The sequence below is a fragment of the Nocardia terrae genome, assembly GCF_009760405.1.
GTDB classification, from domain to species: Bacteria; Actinomycetota; Actinomycetes; order Mycobacteriales; family Mycobacteriaceae; genus Nocardia; species Nocardia terrae.
The window spans coordinates 361,221-377,822 of sequence record NZ_WRPP01000002.1 but is presented as its reverse complement, the minus strand read 5'-3'; the positions used below and the strand labels follow the sequence as shown (position 1 = coordinate 377,822).

Below are 16,602 nucleotides of genomic sequence, written 5' to 3'. Positions count from 1 at the left end.
ACCGACCCGAACCACCGCACCGAAGAGGAAGAGGAGGCCCGGATGGCCGACAAGATCGGACGTTTCATCAGCGCCAAGGCCGAGGCGAAGTACCTGAGCGCCTATGACGTCGTCGCCGCGCAATGGCCTGTGCCGTCGACCGATCTCGATATCAAGACCTCGTACGGGATCACGCGGGTGCGCGAATCCGGATCCGGGTACGGCACACCGATCGTGCTGTTGCCGGGCATGCCGGGCAACGGATTGTTCTGGGAGACGGTCATCGCGGACCTGTCGCGAGATCGGGTGGTGTACACGATCGACCCGCTGGGCTGGGCCGGACGCAGCGAGCAGACCGCGCCCCTTCGCGACGAGGCCGACATCGTCGCCTGGTTGATCGAGGTGTTCGACGGCTTGGGCGCGGAACGTGTGCACCTGGCCGGGTATTCGATGGGATCGTGGCTGGCGCTGCTGGTCGGGGTGCGGCATTCGGACCGGCTGGCGAGCCTGACCATGCTCGAGCCCGGCGGGGCCACGTTCACCAAACCGAAGTGGAGCGTGCTGCTCAAGTTCCTGGTCGGCGGGATCATCCCGACTCGCAAGCGCATGGAGAAGTTCACCGAGTGGCTGACCCCCGGTCTGCGGCACCGCGAGGAAATCTGGACGATGATCCTCGGCGCGATCAAGTTCCGCATCGCCATGCCGTGGGAACGACCGCTCTCCGATGAGCAGCTGGCGGCCGTCACCGCGCCGACGATGGTGCTGTTCGGCGCGGACACGGTCGCCAATGATCCGCAGGTCGGGGCGCAGCGGGCCCGCGATCACCTCCGGGGAGCCGTGGTGGACGTCTACCCCGGCGTGGGCCATGAAATGCTGTGGGCCATACCGGAGCAGGTGATCCCCCGGTTCCTGGACTTCGCGAACCGGCATGATCAGGTTCGGGCCTGAGGACCGATGATTTTCGAACTCCTTCTCCGTCGACACCTCTGGACAGACCGACGGAGAAGGAGTCCAGGAATGACGAGACCGTTTCGATTCGGGGTCGTTGCCCCGCTCATGACCGATGTGCCCACGTGGCGGGATCGGGCGCGCCGCATTGCCGACCACGGGTACTCGACGCTGCTGGTGCCGGACTTCCCGCTGACGCAGCCCGCTCCCGCACCGATGCTGGCCACCGTCGCGGCCGTCACCGATCTGCGCGTGGGCGCGTGGGTGTACGCGTCCCCGTTCCGTCCGGCCTGGCTGACCGCGTGGGAGGCGCACTCGCTCTCCCTGCTGACCGAGGGCCGCTTCGAAATGGGAATCGGCACCGGCAGACCGGGAATCGAAGACGAGCTCCGCGACAAGCGCATGCCCGCTGTCCCGCCACCGCACCAGCGCCTGGCCGACATCCGCGAGACCGTCCGATCCCTGCGCGAACTCGACGGCCCCGACCACCACACCCCCGTCGCAATGGCCGTACTCGGCCCGAAGGCCCAGGCCCTGGCCGCGGAAGCAGCCGACATCGTCACCTTCGTCCTGGGCGAGCACCCCCGTGCCGAAGTCGCCCGTCTGGCAACCGATTTCCGCGCGAAAGCCGACGTCGAACTCGCCCTCGCCGTCCCGGTCATCGGCGACACGGTCGCCCCGCACATGGCCCGCCCCGACACCGACACCGCCGCCCTCCACGCCGCCGACGCGATGACCGTCCTCCCGGACGACCCCGCGGCCGCGATCGACGAGATTCAGCGCCGCCGCGACGAAATGGGCTTCTCCTACTTCATCTTCGGCGCCGACTTCGCCGACCGGTTCGCCCCGGTCGTCGAAGCCCTTACCGGCCGATAGCGATCCGCGCGGCCGAGGGGAACTCCACGAATCCGGTTCCGAATGCGGGCCGAGATCGCCCGGACCGGGACTCGCCAGGCGGTCGTCGAGCTCTAGACCGGGCTCATCTCGGTCAGGGTGCGGCGAAGCCAGCGGTCGGCCTGGAGCGCGTCGACGGCCAGGTGGGCGGCCAGGTCGGCTTCGGCTGGATGCCGGGGTGGACCCCAGCTCGGGATCGCGAGCACTCGCATTCCCGCGGTGTGCGCGGAACGGATGCCCGCGGCCGAATCCTCCACCGCGACACACGATCGCGGGTCTACGCTCAACAGGCTCGCCGCGTGCAGCCAGGGCGCGGGATGCGGTTTGGTCTGTGCCCGGTCCTCGCGGGTGACCACGACCCGCAGCGAGCGGCGCAGGTCGAAGTGGTCGAGGACGGCATGCACGAATCGGCGCGGTGACGCCGACACCACACCGGCCGGCACCCGCTCGGCGGCGGTGGCCAGCAGCTTCTCCGCACCGGGCAACAAGGCGATCTGCCCGGTGTCGACCTGCTCGAGCATCAGATCGACACAGTCGGCGACCACCTGCTCGGGCCGTCCGATCCCGCATACCCGGGCCAGGTGGACCGCCCAGTCACCGTGACCGTGGGTTCGGTGACGGTCGGCTTCACCCCAGCGATGGCCGTGCCGTGCCGCGTAATCCGACCAGCAGCGATCCCACGGGTTCATGGTCGCGGCCAGGGTGCCGTCCAGATCGAACAGGACCGCCTCGACGCGTTCGCTCATGCCCGAACGGTCGCGGTCGACCGGGCCGCGCCCTGCCGGGCGAGGAGTTGATCGATCGAAATCAGTTTCAGCCCATGGGCATCGGCGAAGGCACGCAGCGCGGGCACTCGCATCACCGACCCGTCGTCGTGACACACCTCGCTGATCACCGCGATCGGCGCCAGCCCGGCCAGCCGCATCAACTCCACGCCCGCCTCGGTATGGCCCTGCCGTGCGGTCAGCCCCTGCGGGTGCGCGCGCAGCGGGAACACATGGCCCGGCCGTTGCAGATCACCGGAGTTGGTGGCCGGGTCCGCCAGCGCCCGCAGGGTGGCGGCCCGATCTGCGGCGCTGATCCCGGATACCACGTCCGCGACCGCGTCGACGGTGACGGTGAACGCGGTCTGTTTGCAATCCTGGTTCGTCGCTGTCATCAACGGCAGCCCCAGCGCATCCGCGCGTTCGGCCGGCATCGGCGCACACACCACGCCTCCGGTGTAGCGGATGAAGAACCCCAGCATTTCGGGAGTGGCGTGTTCGGCGGCCATGATCAGATCGCCCTCGTTCTCGCGATGCTCGTCATCGACCACGATCACCGCTCGCCCGGCGGCGATCTCGTGGACCGCGTCGTCGAGTTCGTCGAACAGGTTCACCCGGTATTGCGTAGTGGCTGGAACAGTCATCGTCAGCGGCCTCCGCCCGGTCTCGGGAATGGGATCACACAACACAGACGCTCAACAAACCAAGATCATCTTTCAACGGAGATCATTACCCATCGACGCCACCGAACATACGTTCGATCTTGTGGTAGGTTCGGGCGCATGTCGACACCACTGCAGGGATCGCTGCTCGATGGGTTCGGGGAGGTCGGGGTCGGTGGGCTGGACGGGATTCGGCGCACCGAGCTCGGGGACGGGGCGTGGGTGGATGTGCTGCCGGGGTGGTTGAGCGGGGCGGACGAGGTGTTCGAGCGGTTGGTGGCGCGGGTGCCGTGGCGGGCGGATCGGCGGGCCATGTACGACCGGATGGTGGATGTGCCTCGGCTGCTTTGTTTTTACGAGCAGGGTCGGGAGCTGCCGGATCCGGTGCTGGGCGAGGCGCGGGACGCGTTGAGCGCGCATTACGCCGAGGAGCTCGGGGAGCCGTTCACGACGTCGGGGCTGTGCTACTACCGCGATGGGAACGACAGCGTCGCCTGGCACGGGGATACGTTCGGGCGGGGCGCGACCGACGACACCATGGTGGCCATCGTGTCCGTGGGGGCGGCGCGGGCGCTGATGTTGCGGCCGCGCGGGGGCGGGGCGAGCGTGCGGTATCCGCTCGGGCACGGGGATCTCATCGTCATGGGCGGGTCGTGCCAGCGGACCTGGGAGCACGCCATTCCCAAGACCAAGCGGCCGGTGGGGCCGCGGATCAGCATTCAGTTCCGTCCGCGCGGCGTCCGGTAACGAGGGGTCCGGGCGCCGCGCACCCACCCCGGTGCGGCACGCCCGCAATGGCTTTCAAGCGCGACGCGCGAAATCGGGTACCCGTTCGGGGATCACGCCGCGCGCCACCAGGAAGACCGGCAGGCTGCGAATCACCGGAATGCGCCGGAAGATTCGCAGGGCCAACGGCGTCTCCGTGGCATTCGAGACGGGCAGCTTCCCCGACACCGCCGGGCGGATGACCCGGGCGTGGGCGATGCGCTGCATGCCCTGGATCACCGCGGTGGGCAGGATGCGCTGACGCTGGACCCGGGCCAGGTCGGCGGTGGTGACGCTGTGCGACAGCAACTTCGGGCCGAGAATGCGCGCGGCCGCGACCGCGTCCTGCACGGCGAGGTTGATGCCGACACCGCCGACCGGGGACATGGCGTGCGCGGCGTCGCCGATGCACAGCAGGCCGTCGGTGTACCAGCGGTCGAGGCGATCGAGTTTGACGTCGAGGAGTTTGACCTCGTCCCAGCTCCGCAGGGCCTCGGTGCGGTCGGCCAGCCACGGCACCACCTCGGCCAGATCGCGCATGATGACCCCCACCGGCTGGCTCCCGCGCAGTTCCGCGTCGCTGCCCTTGGCGATGAGGGTGGCGCTCTGCCAGTAGTCGCCGCGATCGAACATGACCACCACGCGATCGGCGCTGACCACCGGGATCAGACCGGCCGGGTCGGTGTCGTGCCGCGGAATCCGGAACCACCAGGCGTCGAAGGGAGTCGGCCAGTTCCGCACCCCGAGTCCCGCCGCCGCCCGCAGCACCGAGGCGCGGCCGTCGCAGGCCACCGTCAGCTCGGCGCGGATCTCGCCCTCGGTACCGTCTTTCGCGCGGTAGCGCACCCCGACGACCCGTCCGGCCTGGTGGACCAGGCCGACCGCCTCGGTGTTCATGCGCAGCCGGAAGCTCGGTTCGACATCGCCGGCGCGGGCCAGCAGATCCAGCAGATCCCATTGCGGCACCATGGCGATGTACTTGTGCCGGCCCGGGATCCGGGCCAGGGTCGCCAGCTGCACCATCCGCCCGCCGATGGGGATCTGCACATCGTTGAGCCGCCGCTGCGGCAGCTTGGCGAAGTCCTCGCGCAGCCCCAGCGCGTCGATCAGGTCCAGGGTGGTGGGGTGCACGGTGTCGCCGCGGAAGTCGCGCAGGAAGTCACCGTGTTTCTCCAGCACGGTAACCTCGATGCCCGCGCGGGCGAGCATGAGCCCCAGAAACATTCCGGCCGGACCGCCGCCGGCGATGAGACAGGTCGTACGTTCCATCGGGACCTCCCGAGCCGAAGACCATCACCTTCGATGGTAGGCCGAGTTCGGCTCGGGCACAGACGCTTCGCGGCACGGGTCAGCGGTCGCGGTAGAGCACGAAGAAGTACGGTTCGTTCAGACCGCGCATGTCCATGACACCGAGCAGCGTGTCCGCGTCGACGCGCCGGAAGATGTCGATGATGGGCAGATGGTCGTAGATCATTGCGGCACTGGACTTTCCCCGGAACTCCAGATTCCGCAGCCGGGCGCGCGGCGTGGTCGTGCGCAGCATCGGCCGCAGGACGCCCAGTGAGCGGCGCACCGGGCGCAGGGCCGAGACCGGCACCTTGCCCGCGAGGAACAGCGGCACCCGGCGCGGGTCGACGGCGAAGACGTCCCCGTCCGGCCCGGAGAACAGCAGCGGTTGCACGCTGTCGGCGCTGTCGAATTGCTTTCCATACCAGCCAGTTTCGACGAGCATGCCGTCCCACGGATGCCCGGTCCCCACCTCGGCACCGCGCCAGCGGCCGGTGGTGATCTCCTCCACCCGCACCGTGGGCAGGCTGTCGAACAGCTCCCACGCCTGCGCGGCCGTGACCTCGGCAGCCATCAGCTCCCGCAGGCGCGCCGTGCCATCCGTCGCCGAATCTGCGGCAACCATCATGATCTCCTCGATGAGAGTCGGCTGGATAATCCCTCTCACCCTAGCCTCGGATCAGAGGGGCACAGCAGACCCGACAGGACGGCCCAGATGGCCGAATATGTCGATATCAGCCGAGCGCAGCCAGAACACGACATCTTTTGGTCTAATCAACGAAAAGTTCGATAAACCACTAGCGACCCCCGTTTTAGTCGTCTAGCCTAAAACTATGACCACAGCGCGAGAGACCGCGGAGACCATCCGGGCGGCGCGGCGGCCCGAAGACCTCTTCGGCTCCGCCGCAACGGATTCCACGACCCGGCAGGCGGCGCGACGCCGATACCACCGGATGGCCGCCCTCGTTCACCCCGACCGGGTCGAGGCCGTCGACGCGCGCCTCGCGGAGGCGGCGTTCACCCGCCTGTCGGAGCTGTACCGGCGCTGGCTGGAGCTCGACGACGCCGCCTTCGAGGTGACCGGAGCGCACGGGCGCTACCCGGTCGGCGCACTGCACGCCGCCGGGTCGGTCGCGGATGTGTACCGCAGCGGCTCGGACCGGGTCGTCAAGATCCCGCGCCGCGCGGCCGCCAACCGGCTGCTGGCCGGGGAGCGAAATGCCTTGCGGGACATCGCGAGCGTGGCCGGTGAACACGAATGGCTGCGACCGTACTTTCCCGAACTCGTCGACACCGTCGACCATCTCGACTCCGGGACCGGCGAACACCGCACCGTGAACGTGCTCACCGCCCTCACCGACGGGTTCGTGACCATGGACGACATCCGGGCCGCCCACCCCGGCGGCCTCGACCCGCGCGACTACGCCTGGATGCATCGGCGCCTGCTGCGCTGCCTGGCCGGAGCCCGGCTCGCGGGCTGGGTGCACACCGCCATCAGCCCGGCCAATGTGCTGGTGCACCCGCGTCAGCACGGAATCGTGCTGGCGGGCTGGTCTTTCGCGACCCGGCCGGGCAATCCGGCGGCGGCGACACTGAAGTCGCTGGACTACCCGCCCGAGATCCGCGACGCGGTCTCCCCCGCCACCGACGTCCATCTCGCGCATCGCCTCATGCTCACCATGCTCGGCGACCGCGCGCCCGCGCTGATGCGCACCTACGCCACCGGGTGCCTGCAAGCCGATCCCCGGCTGCGCCCCGAGGCCGCCGACCTGCTCGGCGAATTCGACGACCTGCTCGACCGGCTCTACGGGAAGCGCCGCTTCCGGCCCTTCGAGCTCACGAAAGGTAAGTGATAGCAATGGGTTACGGAAGCTGGGACGATCGGGCCTACGACGCGGCGCGGACCTTCCGCGCGGCGAAGGGACTCGACGACTTCGGATACACCGCCGATATGCGGTCGGTGCCGTGGGATCAGTGGAAGGCGCACCCCACCCTGGATCCCAAGGGCGTGGGCATGCGGGAGTCGCGCGACTCCGACGACCACGGGAACTCGCTGCCCATCGCGGTGCTGTTCGACGTGACCGGCTCGATGGGCAGCGTGCCGCGCATCATGCAGGAGAAGCTGGCCAAGCTGCACGGGCTGTTGCAGCGCAAGGGATACGCCGACGATCCGCAGATCCTGTTCGGGGCCATCGGCGACGCCGACAGCGACCGGGTTCCCCTGCAGGTCGGGCAGTTCGAATCCGACAACCGGATGGACGAGCAGCTGCGACTGATCCTGCTCGAAGGCGGCGGAGGCGGGCAGAAGTCCGAAAGCTATGAGCTGGCGGCGTATTTCATCGCCCGGCACACCGTCACCGACGCGTGGGAGAAGCGCGGGCGCAAGGGGTACCTGTTCGTCGTCGGCGACGAGCTGAACAAGAAGCGGTTGACCGCCAGGCACATTCGCGAGGTCATCGGCGACGACGTGCGCAGCGACATCAAGGTCGACTCGATCTACCGCGAGCTGGCCGACCGCTGGCACGTGCACTACATCCTGCCCAATCAGTCCAGCTACTACCGGGATCCGGAGATCGCCGAGCACTGGCAGGGGCTGCTGGGCGAGCGGTTCCTGCGCCTCGACGATCCGGCCGCGGTGTGCGAGCTCATCGCGCTGGCCATCGGAATCAACGAGGACCGGGTCGATCTGGGGGCCGGGCTGGCCGACCTGCGCGATATCGGGTCGACCGGCGAGGCCGACGCGGTCGGCAAGGCGCTCGCGCCGCTGGGCGGCGCCCGCCGCGGCCGCAGCGTGGGCGCGCTGCCCGCCGCCACCGGCACGGACGACGTGGATCTCTGACAGATCCCGAGAGACGAAGGGACACCTCATGTTCGGCGACCGTCACCTGATCGTGGTGGACCTGGGCTTCGGCGACGCCGGCAAGGGCGCCACCGTCGACTGGCTGTGCTCGCCGGCGGCCGGGCTCGACGTGGCCGCCGTGGTGCGGTTCAACGGCGGGGCGCAGGCCGCCCACAATGTGATCGCGCACGGCCGCCACCACACGTTCCGGCAGTTCGGGTCCGGCACTCTGTCGCGGGTGCCGACCCTGCTGTCGCGGCACATGCTGGTCGAACCGCTGGCGCTGGCCGCCGAGGCGCGCGCCCTCGCCGCGCTCGGGGTCGCCGATCCGCTGTCCCTGCTCTGGGTGGACGAGCGGGCCCTGCTCACCACGCCGATCCACGGGGCCGCCAACCGCTGCCGGGAGGATACGAGGGGTACTTCCCGGCACGGTTCGTGCGGCATCGGCATCGGCGAGACCGCGAGCTACGCCCTCGACCACGACGCACCCCGCGTCGCCGACTGCGCGCGGCCGGATGTGCTGCGGCGCAAGCTGATCGCGCTCGAGCAACACTACGCACCGCTGCTCGCGGGCGGGCGGCACCGTTACGAACCGATCGACGAACTGATCGAGGCGTACACGGCGTTCGCGCGGGCGGTCGCGATCCTGCCCGGCGATCAGCTCGCCGGGTTCGCCCGCCACGGGCGGCTCGTGTTCGAAGGCGCGCAAGGCGTGCTGCTCGACGAATGGCGCGGACTGCACCCGTACACGACCTGGTCGACCGTCGAACCCCGCCACGCGCGCGCCATGCTCGGCCGCATCGGAGCACCCGGGTACGTGCTCGGCGTGACCCGGGCCTACATGACCCGGCACGGCGCGGGCCCCTTCCCCACCGAGGACCCCGCGCTCTCGATTCCGGAGCGGCACAACGGCACCGGCGAATACCAGGGCGCGTTCCGGCTCGGGCACCTCGACCCGCTGCTGCTGCGCTACGCGGTCGAAGCGTGCGACGGCATCGACGGGCTCGCGGTCAACCACCTCGACGCCGTCGGCGAAATCCGCACCGCCACCGGCTATCTCACGCCGGACGGCTGCGTGGATCGCGTCGAGACCGGAGTCTGGCAGAACCTCGACCACCAGCGGCGGCTCACCGACCTGCTCACCGCCGCCACGCCCGCGCTCGCCGATCTGCCCGCCGACGTGCCCGGGCACCTGGAGGCCGAACTCGGGGTGCCCGTCGTGCTCACCGCGCACGGCCCCGACCGAGCCGATCGCACGCTCCGCATCCCCGCTCAGGCATGATTGTCCACTTGTGGAGCAACAATCCGCGGTATCCATCGATGTGATCGCCCTGCGCTACGGGCCCGACGACCCCACCGCCACCCTCGGCATCGCCGCGCGGCGGTGGGACCCGTTCGCGGGCGAGCTCGCCCTCCCTGGCGTGCTGCTCGGCCTCGGCGAACGCCTGGCCGAGGCCGCCCACCGCGCCGTCCACACCAAACTCGGCGTCCCCGAAGACGCCATCCTCGCCGTCGGCCAGGTCGCCACCTTCGACGAGCCCAACCGCGACCCCCGCGGCCCGACCCTGTCCATCGCCATGTGGGCCGTCGTCGGCCCCCACGACAGCGACACCGCCACCTGGGTCCCCTTCGACACCGTCCCGCCCCTGGCCTTCGACCACAACCAGATCGTGTCGGCCGCCCGCACCCGCCTGGCCGAAATGCTCTGGAAAGACCTCACATTCACCCGCGCCCTCACCGGCGACCAGTTCACCGCCACCCGCGCGGTCGGCCTGACCACCGCCCTCCACGGCGCCAAGCCCGACCCCGGCAATCTCAACCGCACCCTCGCCGCCATCCCCGGCCTCGACCGCACCGGCGAACGCGTCCGAGTCAAGGCCACCGGCCGTCCCGCCGCCGTCTGGTCCTTCACCTGACTCGCCGAGTGGCACATGCTGGAGGGCATTTGCCCGAATTCACCTCCGGGATGTGCCACTCGGCGGAGGTGAATCAGGGGAGGAGTATCAGCCGGCCGCGGAGGCCGCCGGCGGACAGGCGGGCGTGGGCTTCGGCGACATCGGCCAACGGGAGGGTTTCGGCGACACGCGGGGTCAGGCGGCCCTGCTCGATCAGGGCGGCGAGTTCGGACAGACGGGGCCCGTCGGCGCGAATCCAGGTGTTGGCGACGCGGATTCCGCGCAGGCCCGCCGGTTCGGCACCGCCCACGACGGCGGCGAACGCGCCCGCGGAACGGACCGCGTCGAGTGCCTCGGCTCCGAGGGACGCGGCATCCACCGCGCCGTCCACTCCGCCGGGCACCAGGGCACGGACAGCCTCACCCAGCCGTGCGCCGCGCGGAACGAAGAACTCCGCACCCAGCTTGCGGACCAGGGGCTCGTCGGCGGCCGCGGCCGTCGCCACCACTCGAAGTCCCTGTGCCACGGCCAGTTCCACCGCGAAACCACCCACCGCTCCGGCCGCGCCCGTGATCAGAACCGTCTGCCCCGGGGCCAGGTCGAGCGCGTCCATCGCCTGCGCGGCCGTCAGCGCGTTCAGCGGCACGGACGCCGCCTCGACGGCGGAAACCCCACGCGGCGAGCGGGCTACGGCCGTCGCGTCCAGGACCACGTACTCCGCGTGCGTACCCAGTGGCACGTCCAAGCGGTCGGACAGGCCGAACACCTCGTCGCCGATCGCGAATTCCGTGACACCGGAACCTATCTCGTCGATCGTTCCGGCGACGTCCCAGCCGAGGCCGATCACGTCGCGGGCCACCATGAGGCCCGCCGCCGCCAACCCGCCCGAGCGGGTGTGCAGATCCACCGGATTCACCCCGGCCGCGGCGACCCGGATCCGCACCTGACCCGGACCCGCCGACGGCACGGGCACCTCGGCCACCTCCAGCACCTCGGGACCGCCGAAGGACCGAACAACCACGGCGCGCATGTGAAATCTCCTCTGCTGTAGCACTTCCCGCTGTCACAGCAAACCTACGGAGTGTTACTCTCCCCGGGGAAGTACGCACCTTCGAGTGCGTACCGCACGCGAGGGAGAGCCATGGCGACCAGGACAGCGGCCCAGCAGCGAGCCGACGCGCGCCGCGAATACGACGCCTACATCCAGGAATGCCCCACCCGCCATCTGCTCGACCGCATCAGCGACAAGTGGGTGAGTCTGCTGCTCAACGCCCTCGCCGACGGCCCCCGCCGCTACTCGGACCTGTCGCGCAAGGTCACCGGCGTGAGCCAGAAGATGCTCACCCAAACCCTGCGCAGCATGGAACGCGACGGACTGGTCAGCCGCACGGTCACCGCCTCGGTGCCGGTACGAGTCGACTACGAACTCACCGAACTCGGCCGCAGCCTGCTGCCGGTCATGCAGGCCATCAAATCCTGGGCGGAAACCCATATCGAAGACGTGCTCGCCGCCCGGGCCGGCTACGACGAGAACCTCTGACTACCGGCCGCCCCGCCACCATCCGATGCCGGCGGGCAGGGTCGGCTTCGGTTGCGCGAACGGCGAAACTCATCCGTGCGGGAGCGCGCTCTCGACGGGCTATTCTGCCGCGGCGGACCCGTCGCCACTCACTGGGTGGGTCGTCGCGGGCCGATAGCCGATGACCGACTCGACGAGTTGGTGGACGGCTTCGAGGAGGCGGTCCTTCTGCCCGGCGCGGACCATGGCGGGGACCAGTTCACCGCCGAGGGGGGCCAGTAGCAGGCCGCCGACCACATCCGCGTCGAGGTCGGGGCGGACCTCGCGCAGCAGGGCGCCGATGTGGGCGGCCCAGAAGGCGTGGAATTCGTCGCGGCGGGGGTGCGGGGGCAGGGCCATGTAGGCGACGTTGAGTTCGATGTCGTCGGCGATCAGGCGGGCCATCGCGTCGAAATAGGCGAGCAGGCGGTCGGCGGCGGGAGCGCCGGGCCCGAGCGGGGGCGGGCCGGACTTCACCGCCTCCATCAGGGCGATCGCGCCTTCGGAGACGAGTTCGTAGAGCAGGCCGGCCCGATTGCCGAAGCGGTGGAACAGCGTGCCCTTGGCGACTCCGGCCGCCGCGGCGATGCGGTCCATGGTGGCCGCCTCGGCCCCCTCCTCGGCGAACAGCCTGCGGGCCGCCTCGAGGATTGCCTGGCGATTGCGGGCCGCGTCGGCACGGACCTTGGGCGCGTTCATATCACCGCTTTCGTTGACAACTTGACCGGCGGTCAATATCTTCGCGGATATCAACTTGACCGTCAGTCAACTTATGAGGTTTCAATGCAAGCAATCCTATTGACCGCCACCGGCGGACCCGACGTCCTGGTCGCGGGCGAGGTGCCCGCGCCGCGTCCGCAGGCCGGTGAGATCCTGCTGCGAGCCGAGGCGATTCCGGCGATCTTCCCCGAGACCATGCTGCGTTCCGGCGCGTTCCCGCTGCCGGTGCAGTTCCCGATCGTGTTCGGCACCCAGGCCGCGGGCGTCGTCACGGAAGTCGGCGCCGGCGTGGACGGCTCGCTGATCGGGCAGCGAGTGTTGGTGAGCAGCAATAGTTTCGGCACTTACGCCGAACAGATCTGTGTCCCGGCCGACGCGGCGACCCCGATTCCGGACGCGCTGGGCACGGTCGAGGCGGCGGCCGTGGCCATGAGCGCCTCGGTGGCGATCCAGCTGCTCGGGACCGCGGGGCTCACCGGCACCGAGACCGTGCTGATCGAGGTCGCCGGGACCGGTGTCGGGGCGTATCTCACGCAATTGGCCAAGGAGTACGGCGCGGCGCGGGTCATCGCTACCGCGGGCGGGCCCGAAAAGGCCGCGCAGGCCCGTGAATTCGGGGCGGACACGGTCCTGGACCACCACTCCCCCGGCTGGACCGATCAGCTGCGCGAAATCCTCGGCGGCGCAACGCTGGACGTGGTGTTCGATTCGATCGGCGGTGAATCCGCGCTCGCACTGCTGGATCTCATGACGCCGCTGCGCGGCCGGATGCTCGGCTACGGCTTCCTGACCGGGCCCGCGCAGATCGGTCCGATGGATCTGATCATGCGGGGTCTGACGTTCATCGGCTGCTCGGGTCCCGCCTGGCTGGGCGGAGTCGCGCAAGCGCGCGGTGCGGCGCTGGAGCGGGCCGCGTCGGGCTCGATCACGCCTTTGATCGACCGGGTACTGCCCCTCGAAAAGGCCGCCTACGCACACCGATTGCTCGACGATCGGGCCGCCAAGGGCGCGATCGTGCTGCAGCCCGGCCCGGCCTGAACCGAAACCGGTTGATCAGCCGGTGATTTCCCACTCGTAGACGGTCAGTTCCGACGCGCCCGTGGTGTGAATCGGATCGGTGTGGACCAGATCCTGTGCGGCGGCGAGGTTCTCGGCGGTGATCACGTACGCGCCGCCGCTGCCGTCGGTGAATTTGCCGGTCTCCACCAGCTGTCCGTTCGCACGGACCTGCGCCAGCCAGTCCTTGTGCGGAATGACGACGGAGTCGTCGAAGCGCGGGGTGCGCATGGCCATCACCAGATATTTGCGCACCCTGCGCCTCTCCTTTGAACTACTTCTCGCGAACTACTTCTCGTCGTCGGCGGGGACGACGGTGGCGCGGGTCGCGGCCGCTGCGGCACGGACCTGCGGGGCCACCTGGACCACCTGGCCGAGCACGCCGTTGATGAACGACGGGGAATCGTCGGTGGACAGCTCCTTGGCCAGCTCCACCGCCTCGTCCACCGCCACCACCGGGGGAACGTCGTTGGCGTGGAACAACTCCCACACCGCGACCCGCAGGATGGCGCGGTCCACGGCGGGCAGCCGTCCCAGCGTCCAGTCCTGAGAGAGGTACGACTCGATGGTGCCGTCCACCCGGTCCAGATCGTCGGCGACGCCTTCGACCAGGACCCGGGTGTAGGGGTTCACCGGCGCGACGGTGTCGGTCTCACGCACCGACAGCGAGACCCGCTCGGCGAGCAGATCCGCGGGATCGATATCGCGGGCCTCCGCCTCGAACAGCAGATCCACCGCACGCCGGCGCGCCTTGTGCCGTGCGCCGAGCTTCTTGAACGACTTCTTGTCCGATTGATCGGCCACGGAAGACATTATCCGTCGCGTCAGTTGTTGACGCGGCTGATGTAGCTGCCGTCGCGGGTGTCGATGCGCAGCTTGTCACCCTGGTTGATGAACAGCGGCACCTGCACCTCGGCGCCGGTCTCCACGGTGGCGGGCTTGGTGCCGGCCGAGGAGCGGTCGCCCTGCAGGCCCGGCTCGGTGTGGGTGACGACGACGTCGATGGCGACGGGGAGTTCGACGAACAGCGCCTCACCCTCGTGCATGGCGATCTGGACGGCCATGTTCTCCAGCAGGAAGCCGGCGTTGCGGCCCAGCAGGCCCTCGCTCAGGTGGACCTGGTCGTAGGTCTCACCGTCCATGAAGATGAAGTCCTCACCGTCGTGGTAGAGGTAGGTCATGTCGCGGCGGTCGACGGTCGCGGTCTCGACCTTGACGCCGGCGTTGAAGGTCTTGTCGACGACCTTGCCCGAGACCACGTTCTTCAGCTTGGTGCGCACGAAGGCGGGACCCTTGCCCGGCTTGACATGCTGGAACTCGACGATCTGCTGCAGCTGATTGTCGATCTTCAGCACGAGGCCGTTCTTGAAGTCACTGGTGTCCGCCACTGTCCTCGGATCTCCTACTAGTCGTTATACAACCGCGCGTCAGTCGACGACGGTCAGGTCTTTGCTGGTGCGGGTGAGCAGTTCCGGGCCCCCCTTGCGAACCACAAGCGTGTCCTCGATCCGGACGCCACCGCGGCCGGGGAAGTACACACCTGGCTCGACGGTCACCGCCACGCCATCGAGAAGTGTACCCGTGCCCGTTTTGGCGATTCCGGGCGCTTCGTGGATCTGCAGGCCGACGCCGTGTCCGAGGCCGTGGACGAACAGCTCGCCGTGACCGGCCGCCTCGATCACCGAGCGCGACGCCGCGTCCACCGCCCGGGTGGAGACGCCCGGTTTCAGTGCCTCGCGGCCCGCCTGCTGTGCGGCGTGGACCAGGTCGTATACCTCGCGCTGCCAGTCCGAGGGCTGCCCGAGCACGAAGGTGCGGGTCATGTCCGAGTGGTAGCCGCCGACCACCGCGCCGAAGTCGAGCTTCACGAAATCGCCGGTGGCCAGCACCGCCTCGGTCGGACGGTGATGCGGGACAGCCGAATTCGCGCCCGCGGCCACGATGGTCTCGAAGGCGACCGCCTCCGCGCCGTTCTCGAACATCAGCCACTCCAGGTCGCGGGCCACCTGCCGCTCGGTGCGGCCCGGGCGGATGCCGCCGCGTTCGAGCAGGGTGGCCAGCGCCGCGTCGGCGGCATCGCAGGCCGCGGCCAGGCGGCCGACCTCGTAGGCGTCCTTGACCATGCGCAACTGTTCGACCAGGCCCGAGACCGCGACCAGGTCGAGGCCGGTGGCCAGCGCCGACAGGGCGCGATGCTGTTCGACGGTCATGATGTGGCTCTCGAAGCCGACGCGGCCGGTCTGCCATTCCCCCGCGATCTCCACCACGCGCCGGGCGCTGGCCCGGTTGATCTCGGCTCGCAGATCCGGCACCTGCACCCCGACCTGCGTGATGTAGCGGCCGTCGGTGCAGATGATGGTGCGGTCCTCGCTGGAATCCCAGGCGTACACCAGCAGCGCGGCATTGGAACCGGTGAAGCCGGTCAGGTACCGGATATTGATCAGGTCCGTGACCAGCAGGGCATCAATGCGGTTCTCTACGAGCAGGTTGCGCAGGTTGGCCCTGCGCAGCGCGTAGTTCGGTCGCTCGGCCGGATCCTGATCAGCAGACATGGGTCAAAGTTACCGCCGACACGCCGCAACACCGACACTCAACACGTGAAAGGGCCGGTTACGGAAACCACGGTGTTCACAACCGAAGTAGTTGTCCACATTTCGTGATCGGCCGCCCCGGGACGCCCGCGAGCGCGGGAACCTCGAGGCATGGACCCGATGGCCGTACTCCTGTTCACCGCATGGTGTCTCGCCCTGAGCACCTGCGATCTGCGCGCACGACGCCTGCCCAACGCCTTGACCGTGCCCGGTGCGCTCGCCGCCCTCGGTTACGGATTCGCCGTCGGCAAGCCCACACTCGCGCTGCTCGGCGCAGTGCTGCTGGCGCTGCCCTATCTCACCGTCCACCTGTGCGCCCCGCACGGTCTCGGTGCGGGCGATGTGAAACTCGCGCTCGGTCTAGGGGCGGTGACAGCCGTCGCCGGGCCACGGACCTGGGCTTGGGCCGCTCTCGCCGCACCGATGCTCACCGCCGCCGCGGCGGTCGGCACCTACCTCGCACGGCGCTCACAGCCGGACGACCTGGGGCGATATCGGTACTCTCTGAGGCGGTCGCCGCGGATTCGAGACACGCGGGCGGAAAGCCGGATCGGGACCCTCGCACACGGGCCCGCGATGTGCGCGGCGAGTGTGGTGGCGTTGCTGGCGCGGCGCTGACATCGGGCGGCGCGTGGGCCGTGTGT

At 69.4% G+C, this 16,602-nt stretch carries 20 protein-coding genes; 10 read left to right on the top strand and 10 right to left on the bottom strand.

Annotation, left to right across the window (positions count from 1 at the left end):
- Positions 1-42: 42 nt before the first annotated feature.
- Both GPX89_RS11550 and GPX89_RS11545 read left to right on the top strand, forming a co-directional pair.
- The gene (locus tag GPX89_RS11550; protein WP_157387492.1) at positions 43-927 is read left to right on the top strand and encodes an alpha/beta fold hydrolase; all 885 of its coding nucleotides are present in this window, start codon (positions 43-45) and stop codon (positions 925-927) included.
- Positions 928-996: 69 nt separating this feature from the next.
- Entirely contained in the window at positions 997-1,803 is an 807-nt protein-coding gene (locus tag GPX89_RS11545) for an LLM class flavin-dependent oxidoreductase (RefSeq protein ID WP_157387491.1), read from the top strand.
- A gap of 92 nt (positions 1,804-1,895) precedes the next feature.
- On the opposite strand, the gene GPX89_RS11540 is transcribed toward GPX89_RS11545, so the two are convergent.
- On the bottom strand, positions 1,896-2,567 hold the full coding sequence (locus GPX89_RS11540; protein WP_157387490.1) for an HAD family hydrolase: 672 nt from the start codon (positions 2,565-2,567) through the stop codon (positions 1,896-1,898).
- Positions 2,564-3,229, bottom strand: coding sequence for a 3,4-dihydroxy-2-butanone-4-phosphate synthase (gene ribB, locus GPX89_RS11535; RefSeq protein WP_157387489.1), 666 nt, complete (start codon positions 3,227-3,229; stop codon positions 2,564-2,566). Before ribB ends, GPX89_RS11540 begins: the two co-directional genes overlap by 4 nt.
- A gap of 138 nt (positions 3,230-3,367) precedes the next feature.
- Here ribB and GPX89_RS11530 point away from each other — a divergent pair, with 138 nt between their 5' ends.
- Positions 3,368-3,994 carry an alpha-ketoglutarate-dependent dioxygenase AlkB gene (locus tag GPX89_RS11530; RefSeq protein ID WP_157387488.1) on the top strand — a complete coding sequence of 209 codons (627 nt, stop codon included), beginning with the start codon at positions 3,368-3,370 and terminating at the stop codon, positions 3,992-3,994.
- A 54-nt stretch (positions 3,995-4,048) separates the two neighbouring features.
- Here GPX89_RS11530 and GPX89_RS11525 read toward each other — a convergent pair whose 3' ends face one another.
- Positions 4,049-5,281 carry an FAD-dependent oxidoreductase gene (locus tag GPX89_RS11525; RefSeq protein ID WP_157387487.1) on the bottom strand — a complete coding sequence of 411 codons (1,233 nt, stop codon included), beginning with the start codon at positions 5,279-5,281 and terminating at the stop codon, positions 4,049-4,051.
- A gap of 79 nt (positions 5,282-5,360) precedes the next feature.
- On the bottom strand, positions 5,361-5,924 hold the full coding sequence (locus GPX89_RS11520; protein WP_328601729.1) for a DUF4334 domain-containing protein: 564 nt from the start codon (positions 5,922-5,924) through the stop codon (positions 5,361-5,363).
- A 208-nt stretch (positions 5,925-6,132) separates the two neighbouring features.
- On the opposite strand from GPX89_RS11520, the gene GPX89_RS11515 reads away from it, so the two are divergent.
- Genes GPX89_RS11515 through GPX89_RS11500 form a run of 4 tightly spaced genes read left to right on the top strand, consistent with a single transcriptional unit; the run spans position 6,133 to position 10,054 of the window.
- On the top strand, positions 6,133-7,152 hold the full coding sequence (locus GPX89_RS11515) for a J domain-containing protein (RefSeq protein ID WP_157387486.1): 1,020 nt from the start codon (positions 6,133-6,135) through the stop codon (positions 7,150-7,152).
- Between the two features lie 5 nt (positions 7,153-7,157).
- A complete protein-coding gene (locus GPX89_RS11510; protein WP_157387485.1) occupies positions 7,158-8,138 on the top strand; it encodes a hypothetical protein in 981 nt (326 codons plus the stop codon).
- A 28-nt stretch (positions 8,139-8,166) separates the two neighbouring features.
- Positions 8,167-9,420, top strand: a complete 1,254-nt coding sequence (locus tag GPX89_RS11505; protein WP_157387484.1) for an adenylosuccinate synthetase — start codon at positions 8,167-8,169, stop codon at positions 9,418-9,420.
- 10 nt (positions 9,421-9,430) lie between these two features.
- Entirely contained in the window at positions 9,431-10,054 is a 624-nt protein-coding gene (locus tag GPX89_RS11500) for an NUDIX hydrolase (RefSeq protein WP_328601728.1), read from the top strand.
- Positions 10,055-10,127: 73 nt separating this feature from the next.
- On the opposite strand, the gene GPX89_RS11495 is transcribed toward GPX89_RS11500, so the two are convergent.
- Positions 10,128-11,063 (bottom strand): NADP-dependent oxidoreductase, encoded by a 936-nt coding sequence (locus GPX89_RS11495; protein WP_157387483.1) that lies wholly within the window; start codon positions 11,061-11,063, stop codon positions 10,128-10,130.
- A 111-nt stretch (positions 11,064-11,174) separates the two neighbouring features.
- Between GPX89_RS11495 and GPX89_RS11490 the strand changes: the two genes are divergently transcribed.
- Positions 11,175-11,573, top strand: a complete 399-nt coding sequence (locus tag GPX89_RS11490; protein WP_157387482.1) for a winged helix-turn-helix transcriptional regulator — start codon at positions 11,175-11,177, stop codon at positions 11,571-11,573.
- 99 nt (positions 11,574-11,672) lie between these two features.
- On the opposite strand, the gene GPX89_RS11485 is transcribed toward GPX89_RS11490, so the two are convergent.
- Positions 11,673-12,290: a TetR/AcrR family transcriptional regulator gene (locus GPX89_RS11485; RefSeq protein WP_157387481.1), complete on the bottom strand. Its 618-nt coding sequence runs from the start codon at positions 12,288-12,290 to the stop codon at positions 11,673-11,675.
- Positions 12,291-12,374: 84 nt separating this feature from the next.
- Between GPX89_RS11485 and GPX89_RS11480 the strand changes: the two genes are divergently transcribed.
- Positions 12,375-13,349: a quinone oxidoreductase family protein gene (locus GPX89_RS11480; RefSeq protein ID WP_157387480.1), complete on the top strand. Its 975-nt coding sequence runs from the start codon at positions 12,375-12,377 to the stop codon at positions 13,347-13,349.
- Between the two features lie 15 nt (positions 13,350-13,364).
- Here the strand turns inward: GPX89_RS11480 and GPX89_RS11475 are convergent, their stop codons facing one another.
- From GPX89_RS11475 to GPX89_RS11460, 4 genes are read right to left on the bottom strand one after another with little or no spacing between them, the layout of a single operon-like run.
- On the bottom strand, positions 13,365-13,622 hold the full coding sequence (locus tag GPX89_RS11475) for a YciI family protein (RefSeq protein WP_328601727.1): 258 nt from the start codon (positions 13,620-13,622) through the stop codon (positions 13,365-13,367).
- 33 nt (positions 13,623-13,655) lie between these two features.
- On the bottom strand, positions 13,656-14,171 hold the full coding sequence (nusB, locus tag GPX89_RS11470) for a transcription antitermination factor NusB (RefSeq protein ID WP_328601726.1): 516 nt from the start codon (positions 14,169-14,171) through the stop codon (positions 13,656-13,658).
- Positions 14,172-14,191: 20 nt separating this feature from the next.
- Positions 14,192-14,755 (bottom strand): elongation factor P, encoded by a 564-nt coding sequence (gene efp, locus GPX89_RS11465; protein WP_328601725.1) that lies wholly within the window; start codon positions 14,753-14,755, stop codon positions 14,192-14,194.
- A 39-nt stretch (positions 14,756-14,794) separates the two neighbouring features.
- Positions 14,795-15,919, bottom strand: a complete 1,125-nt coding sequence (locus GPX89_RS11460; RefSeq protein WP_157387478.1) for a M24 family metallopeptidase — start codon at positions 15,917-15,919, stop codon at positions 14,795-14,797.
- Positions 15,920-16,069: 150 nt separating this feature from the next.
- Here GPX89_RS11460 and GPX89_RS11455 point away from each other — a divergent pair, with 150 nt between their 5' ends.
- Complete coding sequence (locus GPX89_RS11455; RefSeq protein WP_157387477.1) at positions 16,070-16,576, top strand: prepilin peptidase; 507 nt, start codon at positions 16,070-16,072, stop codon at positions 16,574-16,576.
- Positions 16,577-16,602 lie beyond the last annotated feature (26 nt).

Coding starts and splice junctions, on each gene's coding strand:
- GPX89_RS11550 (WP_157387492.1), top strand. CDS start 43: ATGGCCGACAAGATCGGACGTTTCATCAGCGCCAAGGCCGAGGCGAAG.
- GPX89_RS11545 (WP_157387491.1), top strand. CDS start 997: ATGACGAGACCGTTTCGATTCGGGGTCGTTGCCCCGCTCATGACCGAT.
- GPX89_RS11540 (WP_157387490.1), bottom strand. CDS start 2,567: ATGAGCGAACGCGTCGAGGCGGTCCTGTTCGATCTGGACGGCACCCTG.
- ribB (WP_157387489.1), bottom strand. CDS start 3,229: ATGACTGTTCCAGCCACTACGCAATACCGGGTGAACCTGTTCGACGAA.
- GPX89_RS11530 (WP_157387488.1), top strand. CDS start 3,368: ATGTCGACACCACTGCAGGGATCGCTGCTCGATGGGTTCGGGGAGGTC.
- GPX89_RS11525 (WP_157387487.1), bottom strand. CDS start 5,281: ATGGAACGTACGACCTGTCTCATCGCCGGCGGCGGTCCGGCCGGAATG.
- GPX89_RS11520 (WP_328601729.1), bottom strand. CDS start 5,924: ATGGTTGCCGCAGATTCGGCGACGGATGGCACGGCGCGCCTGCGGGAG.
- GPX89_RS11515 (WP_157387486.1), top strand. CDS start 6,133: ATGACCACAGCGCGAGAGACCGCGGAGACCATCCGGGCGGCGCGGCGG.
- GPX89_RS11510 (WP_157387485.1), top strand. CDS start 7,158: ATGGGTTACGGAAGCTGGGACGATCGGGCCTACGACGCGGCGCGGACC.
- GPX89_RS11505 (WP_157387484.1), top strand. CDS start 8,167: ATGTTCGGCGACCGTCACCTGATCGTGGTGGACCTGGGCTTCGGCGAC.
- GPX89_RS11495 (WP_157387483.1), bottom strand. CDS start 11,063: ATGCGCGCCGTGGTTGTTCGGTCCTTCGGCGGTCCCGAGGTGCTGGAG.
- GPX89_RS11490 (WP_157387482.1), top strand. CDS start 11,175: ATGGCGACCAGGACAGCGGCCCAGCAGCGAGCCGACGCGCGCCGCGAA.
- GPX89_RS11485 (WP_157387481.1), bottom strand. CDS start 12,290: ATGAACGCGCCCAAGGTCCGTGCCGACGCGGCCCGCAATCGCCAGGCA.
- GPX89_RS11480 (WP_157387480.1), top strand. CDS start 12,375: ATGCAAGCAATCCTATTGACCGCCACCGGCGGACCCGACGTCCTGGTC.
- GPX89_RS11460 (WP_157387478.1), bottom strand. CDS start 15,919: ATGTCTGCTGATCAGGATCCGGCCGAGCGACCGAACTACGCGCTGCGC.
- GPX89_RS11455 (WP_157387477.1), top strand. CDS start 16,070: ATGGACCCGATGGCCGTACTCCTGTTCACCGCATGGTGTCTCGCCCTG.